Annotated in this window: 19 protein-coding genes; 13 read left to right on the top strand and 6 right to left on the bottom strand. The window is 40.7% G+C overall.

The window, feature by feature from the left end; translation table 11 throughout:
* Positions 1-104 precede the first annotated feature (104 nt).
* Positions 105-1,016, bottom strand: a complete 912-nt coding sequence (locus tag AC1TO6_RS04045) for a COX15/CtaA family protein (RefSeq protein WP_482100321.1) — start codon at positions 1,014-1,016, stop codon at positions 105-107.
* A 325-nt stretch (positions 1,017-1,341) separates the two neighbouring features.
* Between AC1TO6_RS04045 and cyoE the strand changes: the two genes are divergently transcribed.
* The 6 genes from cyoE to ctaG all read left to right on the top strand — a co-directional run bounded on the left by cyoE (position 1,342) and on the right by ctaG (position 7,381).
* Positions 1,342-2,259 carry a heme o synthase gene (cyoE, locus tag AC1TO6_RS04050; RefSeq protein ID WP_482100322.1) on the top strand — a complete coding sequence of 306 codons (918 nt, stop codon included), beginning with the start codon at positions 1,342-1,344 and terminating at the stop codon, positions 2,257-2,259.
* 99 nt (positions 2,260-2,358) lie between these two features.
* A complete protein-coding gene (gene coxB, locus AC1TO6_RS04055) occupies positions 2,359-3,432 on the top strand; it encodes a cytochrome c oxidase subunit II (protein ID WP_482100323.1) in 1,074 nt (357 codons plus the stop codon).
* A 34-nt stretch (positions 3,433-3,466) separates the two neighbouring features.
* A complete protein-coding gene (ctaD, locus tag AC1TO6_RS04060; RefSeq protein WP_482100324.1) occupies positions 3,467-5,341 on the top strand; it encodes a cytochrome c oxidase subunit I in 1,875 nt (624 codons plus the stop codon).
* Positions 5,341-5,967 carry a cytochrome c oxidase subunit 3 gene (locus AC1TO6_RS04065; RefSeq protein WP_482100325.1) on the top strand — a complete coding sequence of 209 codons (627 nt, stop codon included), beginning with the start codon at positions 5,341-5,343 and terminating at the stop codon, positions 5,965-5,967. Before ctaD ends, AC1TO6_RS04065 begins: the two co-directional genes overlap by 1 nt.
* A gap of 1 nt (position 5,968) precedes the next feature.
* A complete protein-coding gene (gene ctaF / locus AC1TO6_RS04070) occupies positions 5,969-6,316 on the top strand; it encodes a cytochrome c oxidase subunit IVB (protein ID WP_482100326.1) in 348 nt (115 codons plus the stop codon).
* Between the two features lie 141 nt (positions 6,317-6,457).
* Positions 6,458-7,381 (top strand): cytochrome c oxidase assembly factor CtaG, encoded by a 924-nt coding sequence (gene ctaG / locus AC1TO6_RS04075; protein ID WP_482100327.1) that lies wholly within the window; start codon positions 6,458-6,460, stop codon positions 7,379-7,381.
* 746 nt (positions 7,382-8,127) lie between these two features.
* Here ctaG and ytvI read toward each other — a convergent pair.
* The gene (ytvI, locus tag AC1TO6_RS04080) at positions 8,128-9,186 is read right to left on the bottom strand and encodes a sporulation integral membrane protein YtvI (RefSeq protein WP_482100328.1); all 1,059 of its coding nucleotides are present in this window, start codon (positions 9,184-9,186) and stop codon (positions 8,128-8,130) included.
* A 133-nt stretch (positions 9,187-9,319) separates the two neighbouring features.
* A complete protein-coding gene (locus AC1TO6_RS04085; protein ID WP_482100329.1) occupies positions 9,320-9,685 on the bottom strand; it encodes a YugN family protein in 366 nt (121 codons plus the stop codon).
* A gap of 231 nt (positions 9,686-9,916) precedes the next feature.
* On the opposite strand from AC1TO6_RS04085, the gene AC1TO6_RS04090 reads away from it, so the two are divergent.
* On the top strand, positions 9,917-10,987 hold the full coding sequence (locus AC1TO6_RS04090; RefSeq protein WP_482100330.1) for a CAP domain-containing protein: 1,071 nt from the start codon (positions 9,917-9,919) through the stop codon (positions 10,985-10,987).
* Positions 10,988-11,000: 13 nt separating this feature from the next.
* Here the strand turns inward: AC1TO6_RS04090 and AC1TO6_RS04095 are convergent, their stop codons facing one another.
* A complete protein-coding gene (locus tag AC1TO6_RS04095; protein WP_482100331.1) occupies positions 11,001-11,732 on the bottom strand; it encodes an amino acid kinase family protein in 732 nt (243 codons plus the stop codon).
* Between the two features lie 110 nt (positions 11,733-11,842).
* Between AC1TO6_RS04095 and AC1TO6_RS04100 the strand changes: the two genes are divergently transcribed.
* Together AC1TO6_RS04100 and AC1TO6_RS04105 are read left to right on the top strand one after the other, a co-directional pair.
* On the top strand, positions 11,843-13,282 hold the full coding sequence (locus AC1TO6_RS04100; RefSeq protein ID WP_482100332.1) for a UDP-N-acetylmuramoyl-L-alanyl-D-glutamate--2,6-diaminopimelate ligase: 1,440 nt from the start codon (positions 11,843-11,845) through the stop codon (positions 13,280-13,282).
* Between the two features lie 57 nt (positions 13,283-13,339).
* Positions 13,340-13,780 (top strand): YlbF/YmcA family competence regulator, encoded by a 441-nt coding sequence (locus tag AC1TO6_RS04105; protein ID WP_482100333.1) that lies wholly within the window; start codon positions 13,340-13,342, stop codon positions 13,778-13,780.
* Positions 13,781-13,858: 78 nt separating this feature from the next.
* Here the strand turns inward: AC1TO6_RS04105 and AC1TO6_RS04110 are convergent, their stop codons facing one another.
* A complete protein-coding gene (locus AC1TO6_RS04110; protein ID WP_482100334.1) occupies positions 13,859-14,773 on the bottom strand; it encodes a glycerophosphodiester phosphodiesterase family protein in 915 nt (304 codons plus the stop codon).
* Positions 14,774-15,459: 686 nt separating this feature from the next.
* On the opposite strand from AC1TO6_RS04110, the gene AC1TO6_RS04115 reads away from it, so the two are divergent.
* On the top strand, positions 15,460-15,732 hold the full coding sequence (locus tag AC1TO6_RS04115) for a YlbG family protein (protein ID WP_482100335.1): 273 nt from the start codon (positions 15,460-15,462) through the stop codon (positions 15,730-15,732).
* A gap of 2 nt (positions 15,733-15,734) precedes the next feature.
* On the opposite strand, the gene AC1TO6_RS04120 is transcribed toward AC1TO6_RS04115, so the two are convergent.
* A complete protein-coding gene (locus AC1TO6_RS04120) occupies positions 15,735-16,130 on the bottom strand; it encodes a DUF7147 family protein (protein WP_482100336.1) in 396 nt (131 codons plus the stop codon).
* 95 nt (positions 16,131-16,225) lie between these two features.
* Between AC1TO6_RS04120 and AC1TO6_RS04125 the strand changes: the two genes are divergently transcribed.
* From AC1TO6_RS04125 to coaD, 3 genes are read left to right on the top strand one after another with little or no spacing between them, the layout of a single operon-like run.
* Positions 16,226-17,665 (top strand): hypothetical protein, encoded by a 1,440-nt coding sequence (locus AC1TO6_RS04125; RefSeq protein ID WP_482100337.1) that lies wholly within the window; start codon positions 16,226-16,228, stop codon positions 17,663-17,665.
* The gene (rsmD, locus tag AC1TO6_RS04130) at positions 17,662-18,219 is read left to right on the top strand and encodes a 16S rRNA (guanine(966)-N(2))-methyltransferase RsmD (protein ID WP_482100338.1); all 558 of its coding nucleotides are present in this window, start codon (positions 17,662-17,664) and stop codon (positions 18,217-18,219) included. Before AC1TO6_RS04125 ends, rsmD begins: the two co-directional genes overlap by 4 nt.
* Positions 18,219-18,722, top strand: coding sequence for a pantetheine-phosphate adenylyltransferase (coaD, locus tag AC1TO6_RS04135; protein WP_482100339.1), 504 nt, complete (start codon positions 18,219-18,221; stop codon positions 18,720-18,722). Before rsmD ends, coaD begins: the two co-directional genes overlap by 1 nt.
* The last annotated feature ends 11 nt before the right edge of the window (positions 18,723-18,733 follow it).

The raw sequence follows: 18,733 nt of genomic DNA on the forward strand, positions 1-18,733 counted from the left end.
AAATAACAACAGCACATGGGATAATTCCATGTGCTGTTGTTATTTCCTCTACTATTTTGGGTAAATATATAAAAGGACCGTCCCAAGGGACAGTCCATTTACATTTACTTTGTAAGTTTACTTCTCGATAAAAGGAGAATCATATAAGTTAACAATCCAAACAGTAATGTGATAAATAATGAATGAAGCAAAGCAACATAAAGATTCAACTTGGTTAAAACAACCGTCATGCCCGTAGTCGCCTGAATTGCTACAAGGGTAAATGCGATAATCCATCCCCAGTAGATGACACGCTGATTTTTGTAATGACGAATTGCATGTATCATGATGACCAATAGCCAGACGAAAATGAGTGCCGCTGCAGCACGGTGACCCATCTGAACCCACTCATACATATTACGAGGAAGTGCGAAAGAGTTGTTTTGGCATAATGGCCAGTCAATACACGCCAGTCCCGATTCAGTATGACGCACAAGTGCTCCAGTATAAACGACGATGTAAGAGTAAATTGTAACGCCAATCGTGTTCCATTTTAACCATTTTCCAATCTGAATTTTATCGGCATCAAATTTACTGTCTACTTCAAATATAAGTAGTGTTAATAGAAGAACTGCTGCAAAAGATAGAAGTGAAATCCCAAAGTGGAGGGCGAGTATGAAGTCTCCCTGGCCCCATAATACTTGAGCCGCACCGATCAATGCCTGTAGTATAAGAAAGAACACTGCCATAACTGCTAAAAACTTTGTTTCTCTGATATGCCCAATTGCTTTCCATGACCAGGCAGCTAAAATGACAATTAGGATGCCAACGGAGCCTGTGACGAGTCGATGCGAAAATTCAATCAGTACTTCTGCGGTAATCTCATCAGGAATTAATTGGCCGTTACATCCAGGCCAATGTCTACCGCAACCCATTCCACTATCAGTCTTTGAAACAAGAGCTCCGCCGAGTAAGATTAAGAGCATGCCTACTGTTGAGGCGACTGCAAACCATTTCAAATACCTATTATATTTCAAGAAAAGACACCTACTTTTTAAATGATAACTAGCTGCAAAAAAGTTCCCTGCGTTTTTGATGATAACGAAAAATTGTTAAAAAGACAACGATGAACAGCTGTAAATGGCTGAGTAACTGCCTATTTCACAAAGTGTTCATAAAGAAGACGCTTTAACTTCACAAAAGGTATATAGAAATGATTTACTATAGAGAGAGTTCATTAATGAATGTGTCGCTTTTACTATGGATTCGGGTAAAATTTTGTATATGTATAGAATTACAACTCGATTTTCGATATAGTAAAGTATAGCGGCTGATACATACAACTTTGAAAGGAGGGGTAACTTGTCAAACGGTCATACCATTTCTGCACCTGCCGAATCAAAAGCAGTGACTGCGTCTCTTTATAAAGACTTCCTTGCGCTTATTAAAATCGGCATCGTCAACTCGAATATGATTACTACTTTTACCGGACTATTTCTTGCGTTTCAATTCACCGGTAAAAACTTTCTACATAATATAGACTTGCTAATCTATGCGCTTGTCGGTTCTGGATTGATTATTGCCGGATCTGCGGCACTTAATAATTTAATTGATCGCGATATTGACCCTGTTATGACGAGAACGAAGTCCAGACCAACAGTTACCGGACGCTTTAAGGCACCGGCTGTATTGGCACTTGCACTGATTTTCATCGTTGTAGGTGAAATTCTTTTGTTTTCCGCTTCTGTAGCAGCTGGTCTTTGGGGACTTGCAGGTATCTTCAGTTATGTTGTACTCTATTCGATGTGGTCGAAACGCAGGTATGTTAGTAATACAGTTGTGGGAAGTGTTTCAGGAGCCATACCGCCGTTAATCGGATGGGCTGCGGTTGAGCCAGCACTGGGAGCAGGTGCTTGGGCATTATTCCTAATCATGTTCGTATGGCAACCGCCTCATTTTTATGCACTGGCGATGCGAAGAACAGAGGAATACCGCGCAGCGAATATTCCAATGCTGCCTGTTGTAAAAGGTTTTGCTAGAACTAAGAAATCGATGCTTGCATGGGTACTGTTTTTATTTCCAATCCCATTTCTACTTAGCGGACTTGGAATAGGCTTCTTAGTTCTTGCTACCGCGTTGAATATCGGATGGCTTTATTTAGCGCTTAAGGGCTTTAAAGCCAAAGATGATCTTAAATGGGCTACAGGAATGTTTATCTATTCATTGAATTACATGACAATCCTATTTGTTTCAATGATCATTTTCTCGATATTCATCTAGTGTTCCGGAATTCTTTCTTTAGACAGGAATTCACATAAAGAGGTCAATCGTCCTCAAGTATTAAGAAATCATTTTTAGAAAGAGAGGTATCATTAAGCGATGATGAAAGGACTCAAAAAGTGGCGTCTTTTTTCTCTATTAGCAGCTCTAACCATATTCCTTGCGGGTTGTGGCCAACAAGAGCTATCCACACTTCTTCCGGCAGGACAAGTCGGAAAAGATCAATTCAAATTGTTGATATTATCATCATCAATTATGTTGTTCGTTATTGTCGTAGTAATGGCTATTTACTTAGTTGCAATTGTTCGCTTCAGACGTTCAAAATTAGGTGAAGACCATGTACCTAAGGACATTGAAGGAAGCCATACATTGGAACTTGTGTGGACGGTCATACCGGTTCTTCTAGTAATCCTTCTAGCTGTACCTACTGTTTATTACACATATAAATTCAGTGATGTTACAGCGATGGAGACAGTAGATGAGGATGGAAATGCTGAAAATCTTGTTGTCGATGTTACGGCGAAACTATACTGGTGGGAGTTTGAATACCCAAGCCTCGGAATCGTTACAGCACAGGAACTTGTTGTACCAACTGGGAAAAAAGTATATTTCAACTTGATAGCAGCGGATGTTAAGCACTCCTTCTGGATTCCGGCAATTGGAGGTAAGCTCGACACGAACGTTGAAAACGTCAATAAGTTTTACTTAACGTTTGACGAAGAGTCGAAAGATCTTAAAGACGGTGTATTTTACGGTAAATGTGCGGAACTTTGCGGACCATCACATGCATTAATGGATTTCAAAGTGAAAACGTTACCGTCAGCCGAGTTTGACAAATGGGTTACAGCGATGCAAGCAACTGGCGAAGAAACGACAGATGTCGCTGCAGCAACAACTCAAGGTGAAGAACTGTTCCAACAAAGCTGTATCGCATGTCATGCAACTTCCGCGGTTGGTGAAAGTGGAGCGATTGGTCCTAACTTAGCAGCATTCGGTGACCGTAATCGAGTTGCAGGATTTATGGATCACACAGAAGAAAGCTTAGTTGAATGGATTTCTGACACTCAAAAATACAAGCCTGGAAACTTGATGCCGTCATTCGGTGAACAGCTTTCCGGCGATGAATTAAATGCAATTTCAGAGTACCTTATGGGTCTTTCGGTAGAAAAGTAATTATTAACGTGAAATTGAAGAGGAGGTAAACAAATTGAGTTCAGTTGCTCAAAAAAGAGGTTTTGGCGCAACGCTGTGGGATTGGCTGACAACAGTCGACCATAAGAAGATTGGTATCCTTTATCTCCTTGGTGGAGGATTCTTCTTCGTAGTCGGCGGTATAGAAGCGATGATCATCCGTTTGCAACTTCTAACGCCAAACAACGATCTCGTCAGTGCTGGGATATTTAATCAGCTTATTACGATGCACGGAACGACGATGATTTTCCTTGCGGCCATGCCGATATTAATTGGATTCATGAACGCCGTCATGCCGCTCCAAATCGGGGCACGAGATGTCGCATTCCCATTCCTAAATTCATTAGGTTTTTGGTTGTTCATGTTCGGTGGTATATTCTTAAACGTTTCTTGGTTCGTTGGTCAAGTTCCCGATGCAGGTTGGACTTCTTATGCGTCTCTCGCAATGGTATCAGAAGGACATGGTGTCGATTTTTATGCAATAGGTCTTCAAATTGCAGGTCTGGGTACGTTAATTGGAGGAATTAACTTCCTCGTCACAATTATTAACATGCGTGCTCCGGGAATGACATACATGCGTATGCCACTTTTTACATGGACTACGTTTGTTGCATCAGCAATGATCTTGTTCGCATTCCCACCACTTACGGTAGGACTTTTCCTTCTTACGTTTGATCGAATGTTTGGAGGGAATTTCTTTGATCATACGATGGGCGGAAATACAATCATCTGGGAGCATATATTCTGGATTTTTGGTCACCCTGAAGTATATATACTGATTTTACCGGCTTTCGGTATTTTCTCGGAGATTTTTACAATCTTCTCACGCAAACGTCTCTTTGGTTATTCCGCGATGGTATTCGCTACCGTCCTTATCGGATTCCTTGGATTCATGGTTTGGGCTCACCATATGTTTACAGTTGGTCTTGGACCGACAGCGAACGCTATCTTCTCTGTAGCGACAATGGCAATTGCCATACCTACCGGAGTCAAGATATTTAACTGGTTGCTCACCATGTGGGGAGGAAGTATAAAAGTAACAACACCGATGCTTTATGCATTAGGTTTCATCCCAACGTTTGTTATGGGTGGAGTTACAGGTGTTATGCTAGGTACAGCGCCGCTTGATTACCAATTGCATGACACATACTTTGTTGTTGCTCACTTCCATTACGTAATCGTTGGAGGTACTGTTTTTGGAATACTTGCTGGTACTCATCTATACTGGCCGAAAATGTTCGGTACAATGTTGAATGAAATGCTAGGTAAAGTAACTTTTGCTTTCTTCTTTATCGGTTTCCATTTGACATTCTTGATTCAACACTGGTTAGGTTTCTGGGGAATGCCTCGTCGTGTATTTACATACATGGACGGACAAGGATGGAACTTATCTAACTATATTAGTACCGTGGGAGCGGTATTTATGGCAATCGGGATTATAGTCTTAGTCATAAATATAGTTATCACTTCGGTTAAAAAAGTACGTGTTGCAAATGATCCATGGGGTGACGGACGAACACTGGAATGGGCGATTGAATCACCACCGCCATTCTATAACTTCGCACAGACACCACTTGTACGTGGTCTTGACACAGTGCATATCGAAAAATTGGAAGGGAATTTGTCGGGTATTACACCGTCAGAACCAGTTCAGGACATTCATATGCCAAACGGTTCAATCATTCCATTTATGATGTCTTTAGGTTTGTTCATTGCAGGATTTGGTGCGATGTACCGCACTGAAGAGTCATGGGGCTTATCGGTTTTAATCTTTGGTCTGCTCTTCACTTTCGTATCAATGGCAATACGTTCAATAAAAGACGATATGGGTTACTATGTTAAGAAAGAAGACATCTTAAAAGATCTAAAACGTAAAGGGGGCAAACAATAATGGATTTGAATAAAAAATTCACCCCTGAGACGTGGCCAGATCATCCAGAAAGAGCAACGCTTGAAGCGAAAAACAAATTTGTCGGCTTTTGGCTTTTCCTTGGCGGAGAAACGATTTTGTTTGCAACGCTCTTTGCAACTTATCTTGCTTTAAAGAACAAAGGTCCAAGTGGTTTTGAGTTTTCATCTCAAGGACTTTTTGAATTGCCGCTTGTCTTTGTTATGACGTTGCTTCTTTTAACATCATCATTGACGAGTGTTTACGCAATGTATCATTTGAGAAATTATGATTTTAAGAAAATGCAACTATGGCTCGTCATTACAGCATTCCTTGGCCTTGGATTCTTAGGGCTTGAGGTGTATGAGTTTGTACATTACATTAAATTAGGTTTCACATTTGATAACAGTGCTTTCAGTTCGGCATTTTATGCACTTGTTGGAACGCACGGTCTCCACGTAGCGTTCGGACTTGTATGGATAACGCTGCTTGTCTATCGTAATTCTAAGCGCGGACTGAACTTGTATAACGCGACGAAATTCTATACATTCTCGTTGTACTGGCATTTCATTGACGTAGTATGGGTATTCATCTTCACTGTAGTCTACTTGATGGGAGTGATAGGTTAATATGTCTGACATCCAAGTTTATAAAAAGTCACCAGCTGAATTTAACTTAGACCAGAGACGTGCACGTAAGTCCATGCGTAATCAGGTCATGATGTTTTCACTTATGATTTTCATGACTATCATGTCTTTTTCAATGGTTATGGCATACCAATCTGATGTCGTTGGATTTTCTAAATTCTTGATTATTCCATCGATTCTGTTATTTGCTGCAGTACAAGTCGGTTTACAGTTGTATTACTTCATGCATATGAGCGAAAAAGGACATGAAGTTCCTCAAATGTTTATTTATTCGGGAGTATTACTTTCATTCGCTGTTGTTTTAACTTTTGTAACAATCGTTTGGTGGTAATTAATAGATGTAAAAGCCTGTGGAAGATACTACTCTCCACAGGCTTTTACTATTTTAAAAAAACTGTCATAGTTCGTACATTGAGTTACGGTGCCATTCGCTTTATAATGGAGAAAGAAACTATTGAAGGAGCGATCTCAAATGCCTTTAAGCATATTTGGATTCCAGGCATTATGGAGTCCATGGTTCTTACTATTTATCATACTCGGTATGGCTTTGTATTTAGTAATGTCGACGAAAATGCGCCATCGATTTAAAGACTCGCATCCGGTTAAAAAAAGTCAGGTATTTTTATTCATGACTGGTATGATTCTGCTTTACGTCTTAAAAGGTTCACCAGTGGATTTAATGGGTCATATCCTATTTTCAATGCACATGGTACAAATGGCAGTTTTGTTACTAATCGTTGCTCCATTAATCATTATGGGTATTCCCAATTGGATGTGGAAAAAGGTTTTTGATGTCAAGATTATTGACAAGGTTTTCCGATTCTTCACTAAACCGATTCTAAGCGTACTGTTCTTTAGCGGTATGTTTTCATTCTATCATTTACCCCTTATCCTAGATAATGTGAAAATGAGCCTTATCCTTCACTCCATATTTACGATAACGCTGTTTATTGCAGCTGTATTTCTATGGTGGCCAGTCATTAATACATTGGAAGGTCAACCAAAGCTTCATGGTTTGAAAAAGATTGGTTATATCATATTAAGTGCAATATTAATCACTCCAGCATGTTCTCTAATCATTTTCGTAGATGTACCTGTTTATGAAACCTACCAATCCGGAGAAGCTTGGTTAAAAGCGATGGCGCTATGTGTACCTGCAGGTACGCTAGCGGGGTTATCTGGGTTAGGTATTTCAGGTCCTGAGCTATTTACGAATATGCCATCATTGGTTGATCAACAACTTGGTGGTATTATCATGAAAGTAATTCAGGAAATTGTTTATGTCGGTGTCCTTGGTAGCATTTTCATTAAATGGAATAGAGAAGAACGGGAAAATGCGGACGAAATCACTGCGCAAGCACTTCGCGAACGTCAACGATTGACGATGCATGGGTAATTCACTTAATTGAGTTTTCTTTCGTAAAAGGGCTTACATTTACCTTAGCTTTTTACAAAGGCGACCACCAATTTATGTGTGTATCTATAAGCAACAAAAAAAATAGCGAGCCTATTCTCGATTTTATTGAGAATAGGCTCGCTTTGTAAAATGTAGGAACTATTTTAGGTCACAATGGGAGAGTTGGGGTTCGGAGTGTGGATTGTAGATCGCTTGACGCTCTGGGGGTGCCTTTGCCGCGCCTGCGCTAGCGATTCCATTATTGAGGAGAATTGTGATTACGGAGTGTGGATTGTAGAACGCTTGGCGCTCTGGGGATGCCTCTGGCCGTAAGCCTGGATTAAGCGCTTCGCATCCAGTCTTACGGCTTCGGCTACCCCTTTGCCGCGCCTGCGCTAGGATGCACATTATTGAGAGAGTTGTGTTTCGGAGTGTGGATTGTATATTGATTTCGAGATGTATAGGCTGAAATTATAATGTGATTACTGAGTTGATACTAATGTTATTCAAGAAAGATGCATAATATATTGCAGGTCTAATCCTTAATTATGCAAGGCGCTTTCTAAAAGAGACAATCCAGCGAAGACGCGACTTCGTGGTAGCCGGAGTGATAAGACTGATGGAGGGGTACAGTTCAATCCCTCCCTGGTCTTCTTTCTGGCTTATCGCGGGAGGCATCCACAAAGCGCAGAAGCGGTATTAGGGGGATACCCTATAGTGAATGCATGTTCTTTGTATTCACTCTCTTAAATTCTAAAATTCATTTTGATGAACCCGGCTTCACGTGCTGTTGTAAACAATATGACTACTAATGGACCGATAAAAAATCCGAGGAAGCCGAACAACTTCAACCCGATGAACATCGCAATTAGTGTGGGGAGCGGTGCTAACCCAATTTGTGAACCCATTACCTTTGGTTCCACAATTCGTCTTATTATTAGTAGGATAACTGCTAAAATAGCCAATTGTGTCGCTGTTGCTACATCTCCACTAATGAACAGATACATAGACCAGGGTGCAAGTATAAGGATTGAACCAAGTATTGGAATGATATCAATAAACCAAATGACAAGTGACATGACAACTGCATACTTAGGAATAATCAGGAGTAGACCGACAAATGTAACCGCCAGAATGATTAAGCTGACTAATAGCTGCGCTTTCAAAAATCCAAATATAGCTGAGTTAAGACGTGTAATCATAAACCGCACTTTTTCTGCCGTTGACGTTGTTAAGTGCCTAAACAACATTTTTCTCAATTCGGGAAGTTCAAGCATAAATAGGAATAAAGCTATGATGAAGACTGAAAAACTGACGAGGAAGTTTGGAATTTCAGCCATAAGTGACATAATTCTCTCGTAGTTCAGAAAATCGAGTATCGATTTACGAATCGATTCGAATATATTCTTAAATTCTTTTTGAACAGACATAACGACTTCATCAGGCATTCCTGAGGTATATTGTAAAAGCTTACTTTGAACGTCAATCCATACACCCGACAACGAATTGAAATAGTCAGGTGCTGCTTTCGTGAAATCAATAATTTTACCAAACAATTGAGTAACCGTGTAGTAGAGCAAAATAGTAATAATTACGAGGGTAAACATAAAGACAGTTATGACTGATACTTTACGATTCCACTTGAACTTCTTTTCAGTCATTTTGACGATAGGTTCAATTATCAATGCTATCAGTAGCGCGAAAATGATTGGCAACGATACAGGTAGGATAATAATGGATGTCAAGGTGATGAGGATAAGACTTAGTATTATGATGAAATTACGTTTTGTTAGCCATTTTGACAACGGTCATTCCTCCAAAGTATTCGCTACTTCAATTATAACCAAGACTTAGGTGATTGAGTAGTGAAAAAGTTTTGAATAATAGAGGACGAAAAAAGACCGAAGAACTTTAAGTTCTTCGGCCTCTGCAATAAAATTATTTTTTTACATTGAAAGGTTCAAGTTCAGCACTTACTGCTTTTAATGTTGCGATACAGTCCTTAATGAGACTTGCAGGGAAATGCTCTCCTTCGCCGTACTCAACGCCGTGCGGATAATAATGTTTACCCACAACTGGTTTTTTAAGAATCATAGTTGCTTCGCGTGTATCTACATCACCATCAGTTGTGTAACTGAATACGCGCAAATAGTATGTACCTTCTTTAAGCGTATACTTCTTATCAAATGTCGCTCGTTCGTAGTCCCATTGTCCTGCACGGACAAGATCGTGTTTTAACATAATTTCGTCAAGTATTGATAAGTCGGTTACAATATTTTCAATGCCTGTATCCTCAATATACATAGTTTATATCCTCCTCATATATCGTCCAGCCAATTCCCTATACCTATTTATAATAGAACAAATCACTGACAGTTGCAATGACAACATTGTGTCAAGAAGTGAATGACTTAGAATTAGACGTACCTCGCTTTTTTTATTGCTTTGATGAAGTATAATGAATAGAGCAACTCATTTATGGAATCAGCTAGAAATGAAATGACTAAACTACCGATTAGGAAAGAAGGGCGAAAAATGAAAGTTCTTTGGAAAATAATACTTCTACTCATCATCGTCCTATTGGTATTTTATATTTTAGATGATGGAGTGAAAGAGAATGAACCGCTTGAATCACCAGTGAAACACGGAACGGCCATACCAATCCCCGGAAAAGGTGAAGGGGTTTCAATGAATCAGGCAACAAGACCTGAATCTGGCATATCTCAGTATGTCGGTAAAGGTGTAGATAGGCTAATCGAAAAGATTGGTGAACCGGACAGGATTGAACCATCCGATTATGGGTACGATTGGTGGATTTATGACCAAGGTGTGCAATTAATGGTCGGAGTAATAGGTGAAAAAGTGAACCAGATATACTCAGCTGATTCATCTTCTGATGTTGAACCATTTGAACTCGGTCAAGACGTAAAAGACATTTACAGGTTTACGATAGTTGAATCAGAAGTAAGTGTGCACACGGGTGAAAGTGTTTATACGTTTACATTGAATGGTGAGGATATAAAAAATAGGTTACTCATTGCTTATGAAGGTGTCTATGCACAACTCTACTTTGACGGAATTGACGGTGAACTGGAGGCTGTGCGCTTTATAGATCCACATACACTTGTCCTCCATCAACCTTATGATATGACCTATATGGGTGAAATTGTAAGTGCGGATCATCCTTCATCCACAATGCAGATAGAAGTGGACCGTGCTATGGAACGACAACTTTATGAATTAACAAACCTTTATAGAAAAAATCATGGTATAAGTGAAGTGGAAGGCGACTATGAACTGACACAAGTTGCTAGAAAGCATAGCGAGGATATGGCGCTTGAAAATTACTTTTCCCATGAATCCCCAGTGACTGGAAATCTTGCGGATAGGTTGAAAGAAGCGGAAATTGAGCATCGTAAAGCACGTGAAAATATAGCATTTAACTATGTGGATGCGATTGAGGCGGTGCATGGTTGGCTCAATTCGCCTGCCCACCGAAGTGTATTGCTTGAAAAAGATGTAACAAATCTTGGAACAGGTGCATATGGAAAATATTACACACAAGTTTTGGTTCGTATGACTGATGAAGAAAAAAGGCAGCAGTAAATTTTATTGCTGCCTAAGGCAAAACCCATGTACCTGATTCTGTACCAGCGATACCTCTTATATATAGGGGTATCGCTGTTTCCATTGCATGGAGCGCCGCACGTTTTTGTATAATTGGTCTTTCACAATCCAGCAGGGGAATGAATTCCTCCAACTTTAGCGAGTCTAGTTTAATAGGATTTTTCGCCTCGCGTGGATCGTCGGTCATGACGCCGGGGACATCTTTAAAGAATTCTACATGAGATGCTTGGAGTGCAGCAGCAAGGGCAATGGCAGACAAATCGCTTCCGCCTCTTCCAAGTGTCATCGTCTGCCCATTCTCAGCAACTCCTTGAAAACCTGGAATGATTACACAACGGGTCATTTTTAGATTTTGTCGAATCGACGTAGTATCAATCGTACTAATCATTCCATCGCCATAGACACCCGTTGTCATTATGCCTGCCCGTGTACCATGAAGAACTGTGTTTTCTACACCAGCCTGCTCTAGCTCGGCAGACAACACCGCTGCTGCTATGAGCTCGCCACAAGATGCGACAAGGTCGCTAGCGGCTGTCGTGGGTAAAAAGGCATCCGTAAGTTGAAGTAGGCTGTCCGTCGAGTAAGGATCACCATAACGACCGATTGCAGAAACGACAATAACAATGTCGCCAAATTCATGCAATCCAGCTTTTATATGGTTAATGCAATTCAATCTCATTTTCTTGTCTTTCATTGCTATCCCGCCAAATTTTTGAACGATCATAAGGCTCCCAACTTTCTTCGTGACGTTCATTGAGTTCTCTTCATACGATAAAGTATGTTCGCTCTCAATATATTCGTTTTCATAGAAAAATGTTCGGGAAGGGGAGACTGGTGCTGTTATTAACGGAGCTTCTAAAAGACTGGCCTTGTACAGTCAGCGGCGGCGAACTCAGGACTGTGGTCACGGGAATTACTGAAAACTCTTTACAAGTAAAAAAAGGCTACATCTTTGTTGCGCGGGAAGGTGTTTATTATGATGGAGCGTCATATATTGAAAAGGCTATAAGACAAGGCGCGACGGCTATTGTTGTAGATCGAACGAATTTGACTGAAATTCCAGCCGGGACAGTTAGTATCGTTGTCCCCGATTGTAAAACTTTTATGTCGCATGCCAGTGCACGACTAGCTGGTAGTCCCGCGGAACGTATGAAGGTAATAGCTGTGACGGGAACCAATGGGAAGACTACAGTCACGCATTTCATCGGTCAATTATTGAAAGGTCTAGGGGAAAAAGCGGCTGTCATAGGGACAACAGGCATTTTTGTCGATGGTGTTTACAGTGAATATGAAGGTCCAAAAATGACAACGTTACCAGCGGAGTATCTTCATCCTTTGTTAAAAAAATGTGAAACAGAAGGTGTCACTCATATTGTTCTTGAGGCATCTTCACTAGGGTTATCCACAAATCGCTTAGATCATTGTGAAATCGATATTGGCTTATTGTTAAACGTGGGAACTGATCATTATGAGGAACATGGTGGAAAGTCATCCTACATCAATGCAAAGAAGCGCTTAATCGGAATGGCAGAAACGATGATTGTCAATCAGGATGATGAACAATGTATGGAAATGACTAAGAATAGTACGACTCCGATTATTTACTTTGGAACAACTACTTCAGCAGATGTCCGAGTACCGGAACTGAAAATGAACCCTGTCGTTCCAGGTCACTATAATCGCATGAATGCATTAGCTGCTATCAGTGCGCTCCTTGTCTTAGGTTACACTTTAGATGAGATTGTACCGCACTGTAACGCGCTTCAACTCCCAGAAGGTAGATTGCAACTAGTGGAGCGTGATGGTGTAAAGGTCTATATTGACTATGCGCATACACCTGATGCACTGGAATCAGTATTAAAGACATTATCCAATTCATGTTATGGAAAATTAATAACTGTTTTTGGTTGTGGAGGACAACGGGATAAAGGGAAACGAGCTTTGATGGGAGAACTCGCTGTTTTGTATTCATCCAGTGTTATTGTTACTTCTGATAATCCCCGAAATGAAGATCCACTGACGATTATAAGGGACATTATGGAGGGGTTTGGAGGAGATTGTTCTGCGATCGAAGCGGTACTGGATCGTAAATATGCGATTCGGAAAGCGATTTTTTGTGCGGCTCCGGGAGATGTCGTTCTAATTGCTGGGAAAGGTCATGAGAAAACGCAACACACTGCTGAAGGTATAATTCCATTTTCCGATTTTGATGAGGCAAGGCGAGCTCTTTCTGAAAAAACATTTCTGGATATTAAAGAAATGGAAATTGAATAGGTGCATGCATGCCTTTTCATCTGGTATGATAAGCAGTGAGTGGAGGGGATTATTCATATGATGACAGACGAATGGATCACCATCATTGAACATGCCGAAGAACTGACTGAAATGCTTCTCGCTTCAGAAGTGGTGGCAAGTTACCGAAAAGCTTACGAAGATGTTTATTCGGATGCCGACCTGGTGAAGACGATTGAAGAGTTCACGATCATGAAGGAACGATATGAGGAAGTCCAACGATTCGGGAGATATCATCCGGATTATAATATAGTAATGAAAAGTATCCGTGTTCAAAAAAGAGCACTCGATATGAATGACCGGGTAGCGGAACTCCGTTTGACCGAAAATGATGTGCAATATGTACTTGACGAAATCGGTTCCATCATTGCAAAATCGGTGTCAGATGAAGTAAAAGTTCCGGCCGGTAGCGCATTCTTTTCAGATTCTTCATGTGGTGGAAGCTGTGGAACCGGTGGAGGCTGCTCGTGTTCAGCATAAGAGGATACAGGATTTCAAGCTTTACAACAAAAGAGAGGTTGCCTGAATGTCATTGACATTCAAGCAACCTCTCTTTTGTTAGGATGAACTTACATTATCTTGCACAATTTCCATTGCAATAGTAGGGGTATCTGTTATGAAACCCGCCGCTCCTGCATGAAGGAGTTTGATAATTGAATCTTTATCAGAAACGCCTTCAAAATAAACGGGTACGTTAATGTCTGTTAGAAAGTTGATAAAACTTTCAGTTCCAAGGGGAAATACGCCGAGCTTTTCAGGAATCCGAAAAAAATCTGCACGTGGACTGTAAAGATGACCAAATTTACTTGTGAAAGCAGCATATGCTTTTTTCACTTCAATCTCACCTGCACCAGTAGCTACCCTGTTTTGAGCATACAAGTTAAACCTGTCCGTCTGTTCATCATAAGGACTTGTCACAGCTACACAGTCTTTTGCGTCTAGTTCTTCGAGAAGTCTCCAAAGTTTCGATGGCATAAGGCTGCCTTCGTACATGTCTGGCGAATCTTTAAGATTGATGGCAATCAACATATGCGGAAACTGTTGGATTAATTCTCGCAAAGTTAGGATTACCTCACCCTTACCACGATAGGGATGTTGCCCAGCATCGTCCTCAAATCGATAGCCCGCATCTGCTAATTTCAATTCGCTTAGTGTATAATCAGCAACTCTTCCAGAAAAGTCCGTAGTTCTATCTGTAAATTCGTCATGGAAGACAATAATCTCTTCGTCTTTTGTTAGCCGAATATCTACTGCAAATCCATGTACACCGAGTGCGGCTGAATTAGAAAATGCAGTTAATGTATTTTCAGGGGCTTCGGAAAGTCCTCCCCGATGAGCTAAAATAACGGGTTTATCAAAAGCGAGCGCTTTCTTACCTTCACGAGGTACTGGTTTTGCGACAACTTTAGAAGCGGCCCAAGCAGCAACTCCTGCTGCACCTACTGTAAGAGCCACATTTGTTTTTCTGCCCATTCATGAACCTCCTAATTAAATAAACTGTTTATGTTTTATAGACTCAAAGCGCCATTTTGCGCACAATGCTTATACTAATTATAATTCAAAAAATTAACGCTGTCAGCAATATTTGATGTCTAGCTATAGGCGCCAACTTCTCGAGTCGCTTGGGCCTACAGGATGTAGGTCATGCAGTGTGGAAGGATTGAACTGCATCCTTCCTTATTGCCACAGGACGTGGCGTTTTTAGACTGCCTTCCATATTGCTGAAAAGGCAAAGGACGCCTTTATCATCAAGCCCTCCAGCGCTTTTCGGGGCTAAACGGCGCCTTTCGCTTTTCATGATGTCTAGCTATAGGCGCCAACTCCTCGGGACATAAGTCATTTCGGCTATGCCTGTCGGAGGCCTACAGGATGTAGGTCATGCAGTGGGGAAGGATTGAACTGCATCCTTCCTTATTGCCGCAGGACGCGGCGTACTTTGACTGCCTTCAGCTTTTCAGGCGCCTTTTGCTTTTCTTTTGTTGTCTAGCTACAGGCGCCAGCCCCTCGGTTCATAAGTCGGTTCGGCTATGCGGCAAAGAGCGCCGCTCCGCCGATCCGCCTTATGCCTGTCGGAGCTGGGCGGCGCCTTTTGCTTTTCTTTTGTTGCAGCCCATTTCTCTACTATGGTATTGTATGGGATAGGAAAAGAGGGGAAATCTATGATTGATCGTCAAGGAATCATTGTTTATCTTCATCATTTAAAACAAGCAAAATCATTTCGGAAATATGGTCACGTCCATTATATATCACGAACGATGAAGTATGTCGTTCTGTATTGCAATATGGAGGATGTCGACACGGTTATGGGTAAAATAGAACGTCTACCATCCGTGAAAAAAGTTCTTCCGTCCTATCGACCGTTTGTGAAAACGGAATTTGAAAATACTAAACCTGATAGGGCGAAAGAATACGATTATAAAACCGGTTTATAAAATTATCGTAACGGAGGAAGCAACTTGTTGATGCGAAGAATTCCAGTCGCATATTGAAAGAATAACTCAGGTTCTGCAAATTCTGAAGAGTTTTTCAACTCGATATAGACAGGTGTGCTACCAGCCTTTTCCGCTGTTTCTTCAAAGAGTACTCTTCTTTTTGACTTGTCGTTATCCTTTTGTATAATTCCTTCTCTACAAATATAAACGGGCATGAACTGACTATCATTTGCGGGCTCGAAGGCTGCTGCAAGAGAAAGTGCATGGCCTAAAGGCGTTTCTGAGGATAAGATGAACGTCTTATGCAGACGGCCTCTATTTGTATTGATCAACTCGCATAATTCATACACATCTCCATAACCCTGACCAAGCTCTATGAATCGCTGATTAAGTATCATAATCACCACTACCTTTCCAAATACGTAAATCTAGACTTATCATACCATTATGGATGCACGGGCGCATTCATCAATTCATTCTGCGGGGTGTAGATTTGAAAATTATTGCAAGAATTATACTCGTTCTGCTAAGTGTGAATGGTCTTCTCGTTTATATGCATTATTATCTATCGGCAGGTGCGAATTCAGAAGAAACGAAGGCTTCAACTTATTCACAAGAGATTGAAGTAATCAATCGTTCGGATGTACTCGTAGTTCGTCATAACTTTAGTGGTTTATCAAATAAACGGCATGAAATTATTTGGCCAGAAGAAAGTGTTAATCGTACATGTTATCTATCAGACGCAATGTCATGTAATCGGTTAGACGAAAACACCACAGCCTTTCTTGAAGGGGAAAATGACAGACAGTCCATTTCCTATGAAATACCCAAAAAAGGCCAAATGAAAAAGAATGCTTTGTTCAAAGAACCATTTACTGCGCTCTACGGCTCTTCGGTATCGTTCACATTATTTCATATGACCGATGAAACTGGGATTGGTGGATTATGGGTGAATGGTCTCGAGCGCGTAGGCACAAAAGAAATGACGTCTATCGATTATGCATTATACCGAGGATCTGGCGGGGTTACGGATTTATATTGGCAGAAAAATAGATTGCCTCTTCTCTACGCGGGGGATAGGTTGTCTGTTTTTGGAAAAGGCGTTGATGTTAAGAGGCTTGGTGATGTGGATTTAGCTCTTAAATCGATTGATGCAGACCATTCGACGGTTGTAATTGACAACACTAACCCAACTGTTCACTCCACAAGGTTCGTTATTTCAGAAAATACAGATGCGGAAAAAGTGTCAGACCGCTTTCTGACGGCGGCGATGTATAATCGATTTATCATTCCGGATAAAGAACGTCTGACAGCTGAATTGGCGGCTTCAATTCTTTCGGGAAAGGCCGCGGGTTCGATTACATCACGTAAACTGTATCAGACCCTAAGTGAATCGATGAGCGCCGAAGAACTCGAAACATTTAAAGGGCTTTTAAAGGACAGGGTGGGACAAGAAATCGATGCAACCGTTTTGGATAGGCTTGCTGGTAAGGCAACAGGATTTAAGATATCTTATTTCAATAAGAATATTGAAGAAAGTGTATCGAGTTATCCGTTCTTAGCAGAAGATTCGCGTAAGATCCATTTTGAAGGTAGCGCTTTTTCAGACATTCAAATCATTTTGAAGGACGAAAAAACCCTCTATCCCGCTAAAAAGATATTAAGTCTCGCAGGTTATAAAGTTACTTCGAATGATAGATCCATTTATATTGAAAACGAAATTAGAAAATTCAGGTTTCCGAAAAATGATCTTTTTTACGTTTATAATGAACATAAATATGATTTCGTAACGATGCCTTTTGAAGTGCGGGAAGACGATTTTTATTTCGAGGAAAATTGGTTTAAACGATTGTTCCTTCTCAGTATCGAGAAAACGGCAGACACAATCGATATCACCAGAATTTCGACACTGCTAGAGGAGGAAGACAATTGAGAATTATTGCAGGGACTAGAAAAGGTATTCCCTTGAAGTCCATTCAAGGAACGAATACACGTCCGACATCGGATAAAGTGAAAGAATCCGTATTCAACATGATTGGTCCTTACTTTGATGGTGGGATTTCCGTTGAATTGTTTGGAGGCAGCGGATCCCTTTCTTTGGAGTCATTGTCGAGGGGAATAGATAAGGCATACATATTCGAAAAAAATACTAATGCATGTGCGATGATCAAGGCCAATACGGAGAAATGCCGGTTCACGGAAGAATTACTTATTCAACGTACAGACGCAAAAAATGCGGTTAAACTTTTGCTGACAAAAGATGAGAAAGTGAAACTTCTTTTTATCGATCCTCCATACGCAGAAACGAAGTTTTATAATCTCGCACAGGAATTTTCAGAAGCAGGTCTCCTAACTGAAAATGCTGTCATAGTATGTGAACATGATAAAAAGTTCGGATTACCAGAATCGTTTGGTACGTTTCACAAAGTTAAGAGTTCAGTTTATGGAAATAGCGCTGTATCAATTTACGAGATGGAGGTTCAGTAATGTCTAGAATTGCGGTTGTTCCAGGGAGTTTTGATCCACTGACAAATGGGCATCTTGATATTATCAAGAGAGCGGCCAGGGTTTTTGGAGATGTGAGAGTTGCAGTGATGAATAATTCATCGAAGAATTCACTTTTTACCGTTGATGAACGGGTGGCACTTATAGAGGAAGTGACAGCAGTTTTCCCGAATGTAAGAGTAGACTCTTCATCAGGATTACTTGTAGACTATGCAAAAAGTATAGGTGCATCTGCTATTATACGTGGATTAAGGGCTGTTTCCGATTTTGAGTACGAAATGCAAATTACTTCAATGAACAGATACCTTGATGAAAGCATTGAAACGTTTTTCATCATGACAAACAATCAGTATTCATTCCTCAGTTCGAGTATGGTTAAAGAGGCAGCAAAATACGGCGGTTCCATTACGGGACTTGTGCCAATTCAAGTTGAAAAAGCATTGAAAACAAAGTACGAAGCATTGAAAATAAAGTACGAAGCATAATTAAGTAATCA

This window comes from Sporosarcina sp. Y352 (assembly GCF_056786535.1).